This window comes from Pseudomonas azotoformans (assembly GCF_900103345.1).
Taxonomy (GTDB): Bacteria; Pseudomonadota; Gammaproteobacteria; order Pseudomonadales; family Pseudomonadaceae; genus Aquipseudomonas; species Aquipseudomonas azotoformans.
On sequence record NZ_LT629702.1, the window covers coordinates 2,856,774 to 2,871,913 of the forward strand.

Annotated in this window: 17 protein-coding genes; 1 reads left to right on the top strand and 16 read right to left on the bottom strand. The window is 61.0% G+C overall.

Going from position 1 to position 15,140, the window contains the following annotated elements:
- Nucleotides 1-7: 7 nt before the first annotated feature.
- The 6 genes from BLR69_RS12635 to flhA form a co-directional block, all read right to left on the bottom strand.
- The gene (locus tag BLR69_RS12635; protein WP_065909831.1) at nucleotides 8-796 is read right to left on the bottom strand and encodes a protein phosphatase CheZ; all 789 of its coding nucleotides are present in this window, start codon (nucleotides 794-796) and stop codon (nucleotides 8-10) included.
- 18 nt (nucleotides 797-814) lie between these two features.
- Complete coding sequence (locus tag BLR69_RS12640) at nucleotides 815-1,189, bottom strand: chemotaxis response regulator CheY (RefSeq protein ID WP_015885173.1); 375 nt, start codon at nucleotides 1,187-1,189, stop codon at nucleotides 815-817.
- A gap of 169 nt (nucleotides 1,190-1,358) precedes the next feature.
- A complete protein-coding gene (gene fliA / locus BLR69_RS12645) occupies nucleotides 1,359-2,099 on the bottom strand; it encodes an RNA polymerase sigma factor FliA (protein ID WP_016976604.1) in 741 nt (246 codons plus the stop codon).
- Nucleotides 2,096-2,929, bottom strand: a complete 834-nt coding sequence (gene fleN, locus BLR69_RS12650; protein WP_003192912.1) for a flagellar synthesis regulator FleN — start codon at nucleotides 2,927-2,929, stop codon at nucleotides 2,096-2,098. The genes fliA and fleN overlap by 4 nt, the downstream gene beginning before the upstream one ends.
- A 106-nt stretch (nucleotides 2,930-3,035) precedes the next feature.
- Nucleotides 3,036-4,352: a flagellar biosynthesis protein FlhF gene (gene flhF, locus BLR69_RS12655; protein WP_071493748.1), complete on the bottom strand. Its 1,317-nt coding sequence runs from the start codon at nucleotides 4,350-4,352 to the stop codon at nucleotides 3,036-3,038.
- A 12-nt stretch (nucleotides 4,353-4,364) separates the two neighbouring features.
- On the bottom strand, nucleotides 4,365-6,479 hold the full coding sequence (gene flhA, locus BLR69_RS12660; RefSeq protein ID WP_371858631.1) for a flagellar biosynthesis protein FlhA: 2,115 nt from the start codon (nucleotides 6,477-6,479) through the stop codon (nucleotides 4,365-4,367).
- Between the two features lie 574 nt (nucleotides 6,480-7,053).
- Here flhA and BLR69_RS12665 point away from each other — a divergent pair.
- Complete coding sequence (locus tag BLR69_RS12665; protein WP_071493750.1) at nucleotides 7,054-7,296, top strand: DUF6124 family protein; 243 nt, start codon at nucleotides 7,054-7,056, stop codon at nucleotides 7,294-7,296.
- A gap of 35 nt (nucleotides 7,297-7,331) precedes the next feature.
- Here the strand turns inward: BLR69_RS12665 and BLR69_RS12670 are convergent, their stop codons facing one another.
- The 10 genes from BLR69_RS12670 to BLR69_RS12720 form a co-directional block, all read right to left on the bottom strand.
- Nucleotides 7,332-7,541 carry a cold-shock protein gene (locus BLR69_RS12670; RefSeq protein ID WP_071493751.1) on the bottom strand — a complete coding sequence of 70 codons (210 nt, stop codon included), beginning with the start codon at nucleotides 7,539-7,541 and terminating at the stop codon, nucleotides 7,332-7,334.
- Between the two features lie 370 nt (nucleotides 7,542-7,911).
- On the bottom strand, nucleotides 7,912-9,048 hold the full coding sequence (flhB, locus tag BLR69_RS12680) for a flagellar biosynthesis protein FlhB (protein ID WP_071493753.1): 1,137 nt from the start codon (nucleotides 9,046-9,048) through the stop codon (nucleotides 7,912-7,914).
- Between the two features lie 3 nt (nucleotides 9,049-9,051).
- Nucleotides 9,052-9,837 carry a flagellar biosynthetic protein FliR gene (gene fliR / locus BLR69_RS12685; RefSeq protein ID WP_058427230.1) on the bottom strand — a complete coding sequence of 262 codons (786 nt, stop codon included), beginning with the start codon at nucleotides 9,835-9,837 and terminating at the stop codon, nucleotides 9,052-9,054.
- 4 nt (nucleotides 9,838-9,841) lie between these two features.
- Complete coding sequence (fliQ, locus tag BLR69_RS12690; RefSeq protein WP_003175300.1) at nucleotides 9,842-10,111, bottom strand: flagellar biosynthesis protein FliQ; 270 nt, start codon at nucleotides 10,109-10,111, stop codon at nucleotides 9,842-9,844.
- 4 nt (nucleotides 10,112-10,115) lie between these two features.
- A complete protein-coding gene (gene fliP, locus BLR69_RS12695) occupies nucleotides 10,116-10,859 on the bottom strand; it encodes a flagellar type III secretion system pore protein FliP (protein ID WP_016976565.1) in 744 nt (247 codons plus the stop codon).
- Nucleotides 10,859-11,302: a flagellar biosynthetic protein FliO gene (gene fliO / locus BLR69_RS12700; protein WP_058427231.1), complete on the bottom strand. Its 444-nt coding sequence runs from the start codon at nucleotides 11,300-11,302 to the stop codon at nucleotides 10,859-10,861. The genes fliP and fliO overlap by 1 nt, the downstream gene beginning before the upstream one ends.
- A gap of 1 nt (nucleotide 11,303) precedes the next feature.
- Nucleotides 11,304-11,771 carry a flagellar motor switch protein FliN gene (fliN, locus tag BLR69_RS12705; protein WP_058427232.1) on the bottom strand — a complete coding sequence of 156 codons (468 nt, stop codon included), beginning with the start codon at nucleotides 11,769-11,771 and terminating at the stop codon, nucleotides 11,304-11,306.
- A gap of 42 nt (nucleotides 11,772-11,813) precedes the next feature.
- Nucleotides 11,814-12,782 (bottom strand): flagellar motor switch protein FliM, encoded by a 969-nt coding sequence (fliM, locus tag BLR69_RS12710; RefSeq protein ID WP_010208755.1) that lies wholly within the window; start codon nucleotides 12,780-12,782, stop codon nucleotides 11,814-11,816.
- Between the two features lie 9 nt (nucleotides 12,783-12,791).
- Complete coding sequence (gene fliL / locus BLR69_RS12715) at nucleotides 12,792-13,292, bottom strand: flagellar basal body-associated protein FliL (protein WP_071489823.1); 501 nt, start codon at nucleotides 13,290-13,292, stop codon at nucleotides 12,792-12,794.
- Between the two features lie 234 nt (nucleotides 13,293-13,526).
- Entirely contained in the window at nucleotides 13,527-14,867 is a 1,341-nt protein-coding gene (locus tag BLR69_RS12720) for a flagellar hook-length control protein FliK (RefSeq protein WP_071493754.1), read from the bottom strand.
- Nucleotides 14,868-15,140: the final 273 nt, after the last annotated feature.

A 15,140-nucleotide genomic window follows, 5' to 3' on the forward strand; every position in this document is an offset into this window, starting at 1 on the left:
GTGCTCCTTAGAAGCCTAAACTGGATAACAGGTCATCTACGTCATCCTGACCTGACACAACGTCTTCACGTTTATCGGCATGAATCTGCGGACCTTCACCCTTGGCGAGATGTTTTTGTGGATCTTTTTCCGAGAGGATCGCTTCGCGGTCATGTTCGATGCCGGCGAAACGGTCAACCTGGCCTGCCATAAGCACCAATTTGAGCAAGTTGCTTTCCACTTCGGTGACCAACTGGGTCACACGCTTGATCACCTGACCGGTGAGGTCCTGGTAATCCTGGGCCAGCAGAATGTCGTTGAGGTTGCTGGAAACCGTGCGGTTTTCCTGCTCGCTGCGTGACAGGAAACCGTCAACCCGACGTGCCAACTCGCGAAACTCCTCAGCCCCCACTTCCCGGCGCATGAAGCGGCCCCAGTCGTGGCTCAGGGCCTGGGCTTCAGTGGCCATGCCGTTGACCAGGGGCGTGGCGTTTTCCACCAGGTCCATGGTGCGGTTGGCCGCCGCCTCAGTCAGCCTGACCACATAGGACAGGCGTTCGGTGGCATCGGTGATTTGCGAGATTTCTTCGGCCTGGGGCATATGCGGGTCAATCTGGAAATTGACGATCGCACTGTGCAGCTCGCGTGTGAGCTTGCCCACTTCCTGGTACAGGCCGCGGTCACGGGTCTGGTTGAGCTCATGGATTAACTGCACCGCGTCGCCGAACTGGCCTTTTTCAAGGCTGTCGACCAACTGGTGAGCATGCTTTTTCAGGGTCGACTCGAAGTCTCCCTGTGACGTTTCTTTATGCTCCATAGCTCCCCCGCGATGGCATTAGCCGTGGATGCGTTCGAAGATTTTTTCGATCTTCTCTTTCAAGGCCAGTGCAGTGAATGGCTTGACCACGTAACCGTTGACCCCGGCTTGGGCGGCTTCGATGATCTGCTCACGCTTGGCTTCGGCGGTCACCATCAGCACAGGCAGGCTGCGCAGCTTTTCGTCAGCGCGCACGTGGCGCAGCAAGTCGATACCGGTCATGCCCGGCATGTTCCAGTCTGTTACCAGAAAGTCGATACTCCCGCTGTTGAGGATCGGAATGGCCGTAATGCCGTCATCCGCCTCGACCGTGTTTGTGAACCCAAGGTCACGCAACAGGTTTTTTATGATCCGCCGCATCGTTGAGAAGTCATCAACGATGAGGATTTTCATGTTCTTGTCCAATTCGACCTCCAAGCAGTCTTAAACGCGCCCAGCACCTGGACACGCCATTTCAATCAACAGGCATTACACAAAAAGGACTGCCGGGGGCACCACGGGTCGAACCCGCGAAGGCCGGTTGCCCTCGCGGTATCGTCTGCAGTGTCCCCACACTGCCTGTTCAGCGCGCTCGCCACTCTCCCAAACGCCCCCGCAAGCGGGCTGCGCACTGGCTGTGCAACTGGCTGACCCGCGATTCGCTGACACCCAGGACCTCACCGATTTCCTTGAGGTTCAGCTCTTCGTCGTAGTACAGCGCCAACACCAGCCGCTCACGCTCCGGCAAATTGGCAATCGCGTCCGCCAACGCCCCCTGGAAACGCTCATCTTCCAGGTCTCGCGATGGCTCCATATGAGCACTCGCGCCGTCCTCGTGCAGCCCTTCATGTTCGCCGTCCTGCAACAGGTCGTCGAAACTGAACAGGCGGCTGCCCAAGGTATCGTTCAAAATCCCGTAGTAATCGTCGAGACTCAATTGGAGTTCGGCCGCAACTTCGTGATCTTTAGCGTCGCGACCGGTTTTTGCTTCAATTGCGCGAATTGCGTCACTGACCATGCGTGTATTGCGGTGTACCGAACGCGGCGCCCAGTCACCCTTGCGCACTTCATCGAGCATCGCGCCACGGATACGGATGCCCGCATACGTCTCGAAACTTGCACCCTTGCTCGCGTCGTATTTGGTCGACACTTCGAGCAGGCCGATCATGCCCGCCTGGATCAGGTCTTCGACCTGGACGCTGGCGGGCAGGCGTGCCAGCAAGTGATAGGCAATGCGCTTGACCAAGGGCGCGTAGCGCTCGATCAACTCGCCCTGGCTGTCACGGGCAGACTTCTTGTACGCGTTGTAGCCGGTCGCGGTCATAGCACGGGTCCTGCGCTCGTCTGATGCACCAATCGCTCGACGAAAAACTCCAGATGCCCCCGGGGGTTGGCAGGCAACGGCCAGGTATCGACCTTCTGGGCAATAGCCTTGAACGCCAGTGCGCACTTGGAACGAGGGAACGCTTCGTAGACTGCACGCTGCTTTTGCACAGCCTTGCGCACACACTCGTCGTAGGGAACTGCGCCGACGTATTGTAAGGCGACATCGAGGAAACGATCCGTGACCTTGGTCAACTTGGCGAACAGGTTGCGCCCTTCCTGCGGGCTCTGGGCCATGTTGGCCAGGACGCGGAAGCGGTTCATGCCGTAGTCGCGGTTAAGCAGTTTGATCAGGGCGTAGGCGTCGGTGATCGAGGTGGGTTCATCGCAGACCACCAGCAACACTTCCTGCGCAGCGCGCACGAAGCTGACCACGGACTCGCCGATCCCGGCGGCGGTGTCGATCACCAGCACGTCGAGGTTGTCACCGATGTCACTGAAGGCCTGGATCAGCCCGGCATGCTGCGCCGGGCTCAGGTGCACCATGCTCTGGGTGCCGGAAGCGGCCGGGACGATGCGGATGCCCCCAGGCCCCTGCAGCAGCACATCGCGCAGCTCACAGCGGCCCTCGATCACATCGGCAAGGGTATGTTTGGGCGTCAGCCCCAGCAGAACGTCGACGTTCGCCAACCCCAGGTCAGCATCCAGCAGCATGACGCGACGGCCAAGCTCTGCCAGGGCCAGGGACAAATTCACTGACACGTTAGTTTTCCCGACGCCACCTTTGCCGCCGGTCACCGCGATCACCTGTACGGGATGCATGCTGCCCATTTTATTTCTTTACCTTGTCTTGCTTAGACGCAGGCTACATGGCTTGGCCGCGTGAATCGCTTGCAGACCATCGATGTAGATACTTTTCACGGTGTTCATACCGCCCTCAACCTACCCGCTTCGCCGGGTTGTGGTAGAGGTCGGCGAACATATCGGCCATCGCTTCCTCGCTAGGCTCGTCTTGCATTTGCACGCTGACTGCACGGCTGACCAACTGATGACGGCGCGGCAGATGCAGATCATCCGGAATCCTCGGCCCGTCGGTCAGGTAGGCGACCGGCAATTCATGGCTGATGGCCAGGCTCAGCACCTCGCCCAGGCTCGCGGTTTCGTCGAGCTTGGTGAGGATGCAACCGGCCAGGCCGCAGCGCTTGTAACTATGATACGCAGCGGTAAGAACCTGTTTCTGGCTGGTGGTTGCAAGCACCAGGTAATTTTTCGACTTGATGCCACGCCCGGCCAGGCTTTCCAACTGCATGCGCAAGGCCGGGTCGCTGGCTTGCAGGCCGGCGGTGTCGATCAGCACCACGCGCTTGCGCAGCAGCGGGTCGAGGGCGTTGGCCAGGGACTGGCCTGGGTCGACATGGGTCACCGACACATTGAGAATGCGGCCCAGGGTCTTGAGCTGCTCCTGGGCACCGATACGGTAGCTGTCCATGCTCACCAGCGCGATATTCTGAGCGCCGTACTTGAGCACGTAGCGCGCCGCCAGCTTGGCCAGAGTGGTGGTCTTGCCCATGCCGGCTGGGCCGACCATGGCGATCACGCCGCCCTCTTCCAGGGGCTCGATCTCCGGGGTGACGATCATCCGCGCCAGATGGGCCAGCAACATGCGCCAGGCCTGGCGAGGCTCTTCGATTTCGGTGGTCAGGGCCAGCAGGTCGCGGGACAACGGGCCGGACAGACCGATGCGTTGCAAGCGGCGCCACAGGTTGGCCTGTTGCGGCTTGCTGCCTTGCAACTGGTTCCAGGCCAGCGAACCCAATTGCACTTCGAGCAGTTCACGCAAACCGTTGAGCTCAAAGCGCATCGAGTCGAACACCCGCTGGTCAACCGCCGCTGCCGGGGCTGGCGCAGCGGGACGCGGCGGCTCTTTGAAGGTTGGCTCAACCAATGGCTCCGCGGCGGTCAGCGGCAGGCCGGCGAACAACTGGCGATTGGTGGTGGCATCGCTGTCGCCACGCATGCTCAGTTCAGCCTGGGCCGAAACAATCCGCGAAGCGGTCTTGCGCAGCTCGTCTTCGAGCTCCATGTTCGGCACGCGCGGCGCCAGGGCCGAAGGTGTGTAATCCAGGGCAGCCGTCAGCTCGACACCGCCGGCAATACGACGGTTGCCAATAATCGCAGCGTCGGCGCCCAGCTCATCACGAACCAGTTTCATGGCCTGACGCATATCGGCGGCGAAAAAACGCTTCACTTGCATAACCCACTACCCTCAGCCGTTGGGCCCTACTGTCGCGACGATAGTCACTTGCTTGTTGTCAGGAATTTCCTGATAAGCCAAAACGTGCAAATTCGGTACTGCCAGGCGCCCAAACCGCGACAACATCGCCCGGACCGGGCCTGCCACCAGCAGGATCACCGGTTGGCCTTGCATTTCCTGGCGCTGCGCGGCGTCGATCAACGAACGCTGCAGCTTCTCGGCCATGCTTGGCTCCAGCAGAACGCCCTCTTCCTGGCCCTGTCCTGCCTTCTGAATACTATTGAGCAATATTTGTTCCAACCTTGGTTCCAAGGTGATCACAGGCAGCTCGGAGTCAAGCCCTACAATGCTTTGCACGATTGCGCGCGACAATCCGACGCGCACCGCGGCCACCAGGGCGGCAGTATCTTGACTCTTGGCGGCATTGTTGGCGATAGCCTCGGCAATGCTGCGAATGTCGCGCACCGGCACCTGTTCGGCCAGCAGCGCCTGCAATACCTTGAGCAACTGCGACAGCGACAGGATGCCCGGCACCAGCTCTTCGGCGAGTTTTGGCGAGGCTTTGCCGAGCAAACCCATCAATTGCTGGACTTCTTCGTGGCCGATCAGCTCGTGGGAGTGCTTGTAGAGGATCTGGTTGAGGTGGGTAGCAACCACGGTGCTGGCGTCCACCACGGTGTAACCCAGGGACTGCGCCTGGCTGCGCTGGCTGATTTCGATCCACACCGCGTCCAGGCCAAAAGCCGGATCTTTGGCGGTAATGCCGTTGAGACTGCCGAACACCTGCCCCGGGTTGATCGCCAGTTCGCGGTCCGGGTAGATCTCGGCTTCGGCCAGGATCACGCCCATCAGGGTCAGGCGGTAGGCGCTGGGCGCCAGGTCCAGGTTGTCGCGGATATGCACGGTGGGCATCAGGAAGCCCAGGTCCTGGGACAGCTTCTTGCGCACGCCCTTGATCCGCGCGAGCAGCTGGCCACCCTGGTTGCGGTCTACCAGCGGAATGAGGCGGTAGCCGACTTCCAGGCCGATCATGTCGATCGGTGTCACGTCATCCCAGCCCAGCTCCTTGGTTTCCTGGGCGCGGGCCGGGGATGGCAGCAGTTCCTGCTGGCGTGCAATCTCCTGCTGGGCCTGGACCTTGACCGCATTCTGCTTTTTCCAGAACAGGTAGGCACCGCCCGCCGCCATGGCCGCCATGCTCAGGAAGGACACGTGGGGCATGCCCGGCACGATGCCCATGATCGCCATGATGCCCGCCGCCACGGCCAGGGCCTTGGGCGAGGCAAACATTTGCCGGCTGATCTGCTTGCCCATGTCTTCGGAGCCCGACGCACGGGTCACCATGATCGCCGCTGCTGTGGATAACAACAGTGATGGCAATTGCGCCACTAAACCGTCACCGATGGTCAGCAAGGCGTACACCTTGCCCGCATCGCTGAAGGTCATGCCGTGCTGGAACATGCCGACCGCCACGCCGCCGATCAGGTTGATGAACAGAATCAGCAGGCCGGCAATGGCATCACCGCGCACGAACTTGCTGGCACCGTCCATGGAACCGTAGAACTCGGCCTCCTGGGCCACTTCCAGACGGCGGGCCTTGGCTTGGTTCTGGTCGATCAGGCCGGCGTTGAGGTCGGCGTCGATCGCCATTTGCTTACCGGGCATGGCGTCGAGGGTAAACCGCGCGCTCACCTCGGAAATCCGCCCGGCGCCCTTGGTCACCACCACGAAGTTGATGATCATCAGGATCGCGAACACCACGATACCGACCACATAGTTACCGCCGATCACCACCTCGCCAAAGGCCTGGATCACCTTGCCGGCGGCGGCGTGGCCGTCCTGGCCGTGCAGCATCACCACGCGGGTCGACGCCACGTTCAGCGCCAGGCGCAGCAAGGTGGCGACCAGCAGGATGGTCGGGAACACCGCGAAGTCCAGCGGCCGCAGGGCGTACACACAGACCAGCAGCACCACGACGGACAGGGCAATGTTGAAGGTAAAGAACACGTCCAGCAGGAACGGCGGCATCGGCAACATCATCATTGCCAGCATCACCAGCAACAACAACGGCACACCCAGATTGCCCCGCGAGAGGTCAGTCAGGGTGCTGCGCGCCGTGCCGAGCATTTGAGAGCGATCCACCAGTATTCCTCGTGTCCTTTGAAGCAAAGTTTTGACGCGGTTGGGCGTCCTGGAGGCGGTATTGCAAGAAGCCTTCCAACTTTTGTTTTGGAACGTCGATCGCTATGGAGGCCCACGTTTTTTCGGAAAGAACACATTTTAAATGTGGGAGGGGGCTTGCCCCCGATTGCAGCTTGCCAGACTAAGAGTCGGTGACTGACACAACGCCATCGGGGGCAAGCCCCCTCCCACACTTGGATGTGCGCGCAGCCGGTACTACTGGGGAAATTTCCGACAAGGTTTTGCGGTTGCCCCTAGGAAAGCCGCTCTCTAGTCTCCGTACACCGCTGCAAACGCAGTGGACGGGCGTCGCGGCCCGGATTTTCAAAGAGCAAAAGCACTATCGCCCGCTTTCAGTTGACGCTTTTTTAGCGTCTACTGTGCGGCGCTATGGCGGCTGTGCGCGGGATACCTTAGGGTATGCCGGGTTGCTCCTTGACCGGTCCGCGAACCTGCGCACAGCTGTCACCCCATCGCGTCGCGGCGATCAGTGGCAGCTCCACTTTTAAGGAGCCTCACAATGATCAAACCCACCCCAAATCCCCCCATCAGCCTCTTCACCGTTGCAGACCACCTGAAAACCGAAGACCTGCTGGTCAACCTCACCGAAACCCTCGCTTCGGCCGAAGCGCTGATGAGTGACTTTGCCTTCGAGTTGGACGGGACAAAACGCGAAGGTGCACTGGGCGTAGCGCAGTTGATCGGGCTCGCGAAGCTGCTGGCCGACAGAGTACTGGAGGACAGCGAGCACTTGAGGGCCTGATGGCGGATCGTTCCTGCACTACCCTGCGGGAACGATTATGACACTGATAGGATGCGGACGTTTTCAGCCTGACCGCCTTTGGGTCCTTGGGCTAAATCGAATTCAACTTTTTGATGTTCTTCAAGCGTCTTGAAACCGTCGCTCTTGATAGCCGAATAATGGACAAAAACATCACCGCCATCGTCTTGAGTGATGAACCCGTAACCCTTCTCCGCGTTAAACCACTTCACCGTGCCTGTTGCCATTACCGTTCTCCTGATATCTCACTCAAGGACTTGCTGGATGACCCTGACATCGGAGGCAAAGACGCCGTCAGGTCGATGGATCCTCTGAAACGCAACCTGCATACCCACTGCAAGCCGGACGCCGCGCGAACCAATGAGGTCCACTGGAACCGCCTCGCCGCCCACGACAATCAAACCCTTTCCAGTTGCCTGGTCATAGGATGTGACGATGCCTCTGATAACCCGATTCAAAACCACTCTCCCTGCATCTCGTTTACAGCCTGCGCGCAGTACTTACGGCAATAGAACCGCGAGCAGCGCTGCCTGGCTACTGTCAAGTTTGACAGGTAGACGCCAGTTATCGACGAGTGGTAAAGAGGGCGGTGCGGCGTCAGGAATCGCGGCGCAAATCCGGCGGAATCGGCAGATCCTTGAGCGGATCCGGCCGCTTGCCCTTGCCCGCACGGTACTGGCGAATCTGATAGACGTACGCCAGTACCTGGGCCACGGCCAGGTACAGCCCGGCGGGGATTTCCTGGTCGAGGTCGGTGGAATAGAAGATCGACCGCGCCAATTCCGGCGACTCCAGCAGCAGGATGTCGTTGGCCACCGCAATTTCGCGGATCTTCAAGGCGGTAAAGTCGCTGCCCTTGGCCAGCAGCATCGGCGCGCCGCCCTTCTCCGGGTCGTACTTGAGGGCCACGGCGTAGTGGGTCGGGTTGGTGATGACCACGTCGGCGTCGGGCACCGAGGCCATCATCTTGCGCTGGGACATCTCGCGCTGCAGTTGGCGAATACGCTGCTTGACCTCGGGGCGCCCCTCCTGGTCCTTGTGCTCGTCGCGCACTTCCTGCTTGGTCATCAGCAGTTTCTTGTGGCTTTCCCACAGCTGGATCGGCGCATCCACCGCCGCGATGATGATCAACCCGGCCGCCATCCACAGCGCACTCCAGCCCACCACCTGCACGCTGTGGATGATCGCCGACTCCAGCGGTTCATGGGCGATGCGCAGCAGGTCGTCAATGTCGGACGACAACACCATCAGCGCCACGAACAGGATCAGGATGAACTTGGCCAACGCCTTGAGCAGCTCCACCAGGGCCTTGGTGGAGAACATGCGCTTGAGCCCGGCGCCAGGGTTCATGCGGCTGAACTTGGGCGCCATGCTGCCGGCGGCGAACAGCCAGCCGCCCAGGGCGACCGGGCCGATCAGTGCGGCGAGCAGCAAGGTGATCAGGATCGGCTGCACCGCCAGGATCGCAATCTTGCCCGAGTGCAGCAGGTACTGGCCCATGGCATCAGGGTTGAGCAGCACCTCGCGGGGCAAGGCGAAGTTGTGTTTCATCAACTCCATCAGGTCCAGTGCCAGGCCGCCGCCGTAGATCAGCAACGCGCCGGCGCCGGCCATCATTGTGGCGACGGTATTGAGCTCTTTTGAGCGGGCAATCTCGCCCTTTTCCCTGGAGTCCTTTTTACGTTTCTCCGTGGGGTCTTCTGTTTTGTCCTGACCACTCTCGCTCTCGGCCATGGCTCAGCGCGCCCGTGCCAGATCACGTAAGAACTGCAGGGCGTCGGTCGCCAGCGGTTGATACTGATTCAGAATGTCGGCCAGGCCGATCCAGAAAATCCCCATGCCCAACACCAGGGTCAACGGGAAACCAATCGAGAAGATGTTCAATTGCGGCGCCGCGCGGGTCATCACCCCAAAGGCGATGTTGACCACCAGCAACGCGGTGATCGCCGGCAGCACCAGCAACAGCGAAGCGCCCAATACCCAACCGAGGCGTCCGACGATCTCCCAGAAGTGATTGACCACCAGCCCCGAACCCACCGGCAAGGTGGTGAAGCTTTCGGTCATCACCTCGAACGCCACCAGATGGCCGTTCATGGCCAGGAACAGCAAGGTCACCAGCATGGTCAGGAACTGCCCGATCACCGCCGCCGACACACCGTTGGTGGGGTCGACCATCGAGGCGAAGCCCATGCCCATCTGGATCGAGATGATTTGCCCGGCGATCACAAAGGCCTGGAAAAACAGCGTGAGGGAAAAGCCCATCAGCGCGCCGATCAGGATCTGTTCGGCAATCAGCAGCAACGCACTGAGATCGATAGCGTTGACCGGCGGCATCGGCGGCAACCCGGGCACGATCACCACGGTAATCGCCACCGCAAAGTACAGGCGTACGCGGCGCGGTACGAGTGTGGTGCCGAACACCGGCATGGCCATGAGCATGGCCGTCACCCGGAACAGCGGCAGGATGAAGGACGCCACCCAGGTGCTGATCTGGGTGTCGGTCAACGCCAGCAAGGACTGCATCGGGTCAGCCGATCAACTGCGGAATACTGCCGTACAACTGCAGGATGTATTCCATGAAGGTCTGCACCAGCCACGGGCCAGCGACGATCAGGGTGACCAGCATCACCAGCAGGCGCGGCAGGAAGCTCAAGGTCTGTTCGTTGATCTGGGTCGCGGCCTGGAACATCGCCACCAGCAGGCCCACCAACAGGCTCGGCACCACCAGCACGGCGACCATCATGGTGGTCAGCCACAGCGCTTCACGGAACAGGTCGACGGCTACTTCTGGCGTCATCGCGCTATACCCCGCCGAAACTGCCGGCCAGGGTGCCGATAATCAGCGCCCAGCCGTCCACCAGCACAAACAGCATGATCTTGAACGGCAGCGAGATGATCAGTGGCGACAGCATCATCATACCCATGGCCATCAGCACGCTCGCCACCACCAAGTCGATGATCAGGAACGGGATAAAGATCATGAAGCCGATCTGGAACGCGGTCTTCAACTCGGACGTGACGAACGCCGGCACCAGGATGGTCAACGGCGCCTGGTCCGGGGTCGCGATGTCGGTGCGCTTGGACAAGCGCATGAACAGCTCAAGGTCGCTGGAGCGGGTCTGCGACAGCATGAAATCCTTGATCGGGCCCTGGGCCTTGTCGATCGCGTCCTGGGCGGTCATTTTCTCCGCCAGGTAGGGCTGCAGGGCTTGCTGGTTCACCTTGTCGAACACCGGCGCCATGATGAACAGCGTCAGGAACAGGGCCATGCCGGTGAGAATCTGGTTCGACGGCGTCTGCTGCAGGCCCAGGGCCTGGCGCAGGATCGAGAACACGATGATGATCCGCGTGAAGCTGGTCATCAGCATGACGAACGCCGGGATGAAGCTCAGCGCGGTCATGATCAGCAGGATCTGCAGGCTGACCGAATACTCCTGCGCGCCCGCTGCGTTGGTCCCCAGCGTAATGGCCGGGATCGACAACGGGTCGGCGCCGAACGCCAATGGCGCGGCCAGCAACAGCATGAGCGTCAATAAAACGCGCATTACTTCTTATCCTTCTGATCCTTGCCCAGCAACTCCATCAGGCGCTGGGCGAATTCTGGCGTGGCGGACTGGCTCTGATCCACGCTCACCGGGGTCTTGAGCACGTGCAACGGGGTGATGCGGCCAGGAGTGATGCCCAGCAGGATCTGCTCCTCGCCCACCTGCACCAGCACCAGCCGATCACGCGGGCCGAGGGCGCGCGAACCGATCATCTCGATCACCTGGCCGTTGCCCGGCCCTACCCGCTGCACGCGGCGCATCAGCCAGGCCAGCACGAAAATCAGCCCGACCACCAGCAACAGGCCCAGCACCAACTGGGTCAATTGCCCGCCGATGCCACTGCTCACCACCGGTGCGGCTACCGCTGTCGCTTGCGCGGCCGGCTCAGCCGCGAGGGCGCTCAATGGCAGCGCCAGAAACAGTCCCGCCATCGAATACTTCATATCAGCGCAACTTCTTGATGCGTTCGCTCGGGCTGATCACGTCGGTCAGGCGGATGCCGAACTTTTCGTTGACCACCACCACTTCGCCGTGGGCGATCAGGGTGCCGTTGACCAGCACATCCAGCGGCTCGCCGGCCAGGCGGTCGAGCTCGATCACCGAACCCTGGTTGAGTTGCAGCAGGTTGCGGATGTTGATTTCAGTGCTGCCGACTTCCATGGAAATCGATACCGGGATATCGAGGATCACATCCAGGTTCGGGCCATCGAGGGACACCGGCTCGTTGTTTTTCGGCACGCTGCCGAACTCTTCCATGGGCAGGCGGTTGCCGGCCGGGGCGGTGGCGGCGTCAGCGGCCAGCAGCGCGTCGATATCGTCCTGGCCAACATCGCCGGTTTCTTCCAGGGCAGCCGCCCATTCGTCAGCCAGGGCCTGGTCTTCGGCGGAAGTGTTTTCGTGTTCGGTAGCCATTACATGTCCTCGGCGGAGCAAACATTCATAAATAGGAGTGAATCAGCGGCGGTTGATCGGCTCGACCACCTGCAGCGCCAGGTTGCCCTTGTGGGAACCGAGCTTGACCTTGAATGACGGCACGCCGTTGGCGCGCATGATCATTTCTTCCGGCAATTCGACCGGGATGATGTCCCCCGGCTGCATGTGCAAAATATCGCGCAGGCGCAGCTGACGACGGGCCACGGTGGCGCTCAGCGGTACGTCGACGTCCAGCAGGTCTTCGCGCAGGGCCTTGACCCAGCGTTCGTCCTGGTCGTCCAGGTCGGACTGGAAACCGGCGTCGAGCATCTCGCGCACCGGTTCGATCATCGAGTACGGCATGGTCACGTGCAGGTCGCCGCCACCGCCATCGAGTTCGATGTGGAAGGTCGACACCACAATGGCTTCGCTAGGGCCGACGATGTTGGCCATGGCCGGGTTCACTTCGGAGTTGATGTACTCGAAGTTGACTTCCATGATCGCCTGCCAGGCTTCCTTCAAGTCAATGAAGGCCTGCTCCAGCACCATGCGCACCACCCGCAACTCGGTGGGGGTGAACTCACGGCCTTCGATCTTGGCGTGGCGGCCGTCGCCGCCGAAGAAGTTGTCCACCAGCTTGAACACCAGTTTGGCGTCGAGGATGAACAGCGCGGTGCCGCGCAGTGGCTTGATCTTGACCAGGTTGAGGCTGGTGGGCACGTACAGCGAGTGCACGTACTCGCCGAACTTCATCACCTGCACGCCACCTACCGCCACGTCCGCCGAACGGCGCAGCATGTTGAACATGCTGATGCGGGTATAGCGGGCGAAACGTTCGTTGATCATCTCCAGGGTCGGCATGCGTCCGCGGACGATACGATCCTGGCTGGTGAGGTCATAACTTTTGACGCTGCCGGGCTCGGCAGCCATTTCGGTCTGTACCAGACCATCGTCGACGCCATGCAGCAGCGCGTCGATTTCATCCTGGGACAGCAGGTCTTGCACGGCCATGTCGTGATCCTACTGCAATACGAAGTTAGTGAAGAGCGCCTGCTCGACCACGACTTTGCCGAGCTCCTTCTGGGCCACTTCCTGCACGCTGGCCGTGACCTTCTGGCGCAGCATTTCCTGGCCCACCGGGGTGGCAAGTGTGTCGAAGCTCTGGCTGGAGAACAGCATGACGAGGTTGTTGCGGATCACGGGCATGTGCACCTTGAGGGCGTCCAGGTCCGAAGCGTTACGTGCCAGCAAGGTGATGCTCACCTGCAGGTAGCGTTGACGACCGTTCTGATTGAAGTTGGCGACAAAGGCCGGAAGCATCGGCTCGAAGATTGCCGGTTGCTTGACGTTAGTGGCGGTTTCGGCGGCAGGGGCCGGTTTGCTGGCACTGCTGTGCATGATGTACCAGGTGCCGCCGACCGAGGCGCCGATGGCCAGGAGCAGGCCCAGGACTATCAACAGGATAAGCTTGAGCTTGCCTTTGCCTGCGGGTGCTTTTGCTGCGTCGTCGCTCTTCGCCATGCCAATAATCCGTCACTATTCGGGGATTCATAGATCTACGGAAAGGCAAGAGCAAGTGTTATGCCAGAGTTGTCTGGTGGATTTGGAGGTGTATCCCGATATCGGCCACGCAACAGATCCAATGTGGGAGCGGGCTTGCTCGCGAATGCGGTTTATCAGTAACAGATATACTGACTGTTCCACCGCATTCGCGAGCAAGCCCGCTCCCACATTTGGGCCTGCGCAACGTTCAAATCAGGCGTAGTAGTCCACCGCGCTGGAGCCGATCACGGTGGATGTCACCGGCGTAAGGGCTTCAGCCACATCAATGTGGCTGCCACTGTCGCCGTTATCCCCGCCACGTCCACCGCTGCGGCTCACGCCACCGGTCTGGGCCTGTTGCTGCTGTTGCTCCTGGCCACGGGACTGGTCGGACACATTCACATCCACCTGCCCCATGCCCTGCTGGGCAAACATCTCCCGCAAGCGCCCGGACTGGCTTTCCAACGCTTCGCGTACCACCGGGTGGGCGCTCATGAAGTTGACCTGGGCCTGTTGGTCGGCGGTCATATTGACCTTGATATCCAGGCGGCCGAGCTCAGCGGGTTGCAACTGGATCTCCGCCGACTTGAGGTTGGCGCTGGACAGGTACATCACCCGGTTGACGATTTCGTCGGTCCAGCCGCTCTGGTGCATGGCCAATGGTGCATTGGTCACCGGTGGCAAGGCGTTGGCGGTTTTCGGCGTGGCGGCTTGCGTCAATGCGGCCAGGCGGTTGGCGAAGTCATCGACACGGGTGTCGCTGCTGGCGTTCTTCAGGTCCTTGAGACCGTCTTCGATCAACCCGCTGAAGGCCTTGTCGCCGCCCTGGTCGGTGCTGTCTTTGGTGGCTTGCTGGTCGACCATATTGGCCAGGCCGGCGGCGAAATTCTGTGCGGCGGTGGGTTGATCCTGAGTTGGCGCCGGAGCGCTTTTTGCCTGCGCCTGGCTGCTGGCCGATACGTGACCGCCCTGCTCCATCGCCAGGCGCACGGCTGGCATGGCATCCAGGGGATCAGCCTCCGGATCGAACGCAGGCTTGGCCTCCTCGGTCGCGGCGACCGGCGCTGCAACCACCGGCTGGGCCTTGTCATCCTTGGCGGTGGTAACGGGCGCGGGTGTTTCAACCGGCACCGGCACGGCTATCGGGGTTACGGTGGCAATCAATGCCGGGTCGACCACCGGGTCAGCCGGAGGCTGCTGCACCAGGGTCGGGTCGGCTGGCGCGTCGTCATCCTTGCTGGCGCTGTCGTCGGTTTTGGCCGGCGGCGTGGCAGGCAAGGTATTGCCGCTATCGGCAACGGCTGGCGTGCTGGCGGCAGGCTTGTCATTGCCCGCTGCAGGCTTGGCGCTGGCATCGGACGACTTGCCTGCAGTGGGTTTGGCCGAGCTGTCGTCGGTCTTGACGGAAGGTTTGGACGCCTGGTTGGCAAACACTTGAGCGAAGCCAGGGCCCTTGTCCCGTGGGTCCGCAGCCGCTGCCGGTGGGTTGGCAGAGGGCGCTTGAGGCTTGGCCGCGGGGGCAGCCTGAAGGAGCGAATTGGGGGCGACTGGCATAGGTAAAGGTCTCCACTGCATGGGGGTCGGGGATGCAGTAACTGAAGGTAGAGCAAGAGTTGGGCCAGGTTGGTATATCGACCGAGTACATATCCATTTCTTCGGTTACGGCTGATATTGGTTCCGCCCTTACGGCGGCTCACTTTTGAAAAGCCGGAATGCCGGCCCAGTCAAAAGTAAGCAAAACGCTCTTGCCCCAACACTCGGCACCTCGCTTAGGCTCGGTGTGCCCGTAATTCGACAGGGATTTGGGGGGCCGCCGCCACGCGCCAT